Raw genomic sequence first — 921 nt, 5'->3', positions numbered from 1 at the left:
CCTTCTATTCCATCCTTTGCATCACGGACTTTAGCTTCAATGGATACCCTTACCCAACATTGGAGCGAGATATTGAATTCGATTTCATTCATAGCACAGTTTTTACTCGATACTCCGGCATAAAAGCATGTCCTCTCCCAACATCGTCAAGCTTTATGCCCTATGGGAATCAACATTCATCGCGAACTTTAGAAAGGGCGTCTACAACCTAATCGAGCTGCGTAGTCACTAGCCTTTATCCGTTAACACTCTACAGGCCATCTTGCTTTTAAGGTGGCCTTTTTATTGATTCATCAACAGGACACCCTCATGTCAATTACAAAACAAGATAGCCAAAAGAGTTCATCCAGCAATCCATCCGATTTATTACTCACGCCAGAGGAAAGTAAAATCAAACCGCTCACAGTATTCGTTCATTGGTCAGAATCCAGAGCCTTTGATTCTGATACCGAGTATGATTTTGCAGATTTTGAAGCTAAAGCGTTAGAGGTGGCAAAGACCAATCCATTAGGCGGGTACGATAAAACAAAAGTGACGGTCACCTTTGATAATGAGCACCAACACGAATGCCGCTTAGATTTAGGCTGTGGGGGTAATGACCAAGGATTTGCAGAGCACTGTTTAAGTACGCTCAACTACTACCATATACACAAAAATGAACCAGATAAGCGATGGCTGAATGACAAGTACCACCAGCAACTCATCGAACTCATTAACACTTACGCTTTGAACTACACGCTCGTTGATCTTGGTCGTATGCAGATTAAACAGGTCGAAGAGCAGGCCAAAGCACAAGAGGCGGCGAAAGAAGAAGTAAAACAAAAGGAGAGGGAAAAAGCATGGCGTGAACACCAACAAGCAGAGGAGGCGTTTCAAGAAGCTCTGGAAGTACCGACATGGGCTAAGGGTGTGATTGTTGCT

Annotated in this window: 2 protein-coding genes; both read left to right on the top strand. The window is 43.6% G+C overall.

Translation table 11 applies throughout. From position 1 onward, the window contains the following. The first annotated feature begins 59 nt into the window (after window positions 1-59). Window positions 60-212 (top strand): hypothetical protein, encoded by a 153-nt coding sequence (locus MD535_RS25660; RefSeq protein ID WP_265678115.1) that lies wholly within the window; start codon window positions 60-62, stop codon window positions 210-212. Window positions 213-309: 97 nt separating this feature from the next. Continuing rightward, a partial coding sequence (locus MD535_RS25655; RefSeq protein ID WP_313897292.1) for an LPD25 domain-containing protein occupies window positions 310-921 on the top strand: 612 nt, incomplete at its 3' end.

Origin of the sequence: Vibrio qingdaonensis, assembly GCF_026191675.1 — a bacterium.
Taxonomy (GTDB): Bacteria; Pseudomonadota; Gammaproteobacteria; order Enterobacterales; family Vibrionaceae; genus Vibrio; species Vibrio qingdaonensis.
This window is presented reverse-complemented; position numbering and strand designations above follow the sequence as displayed.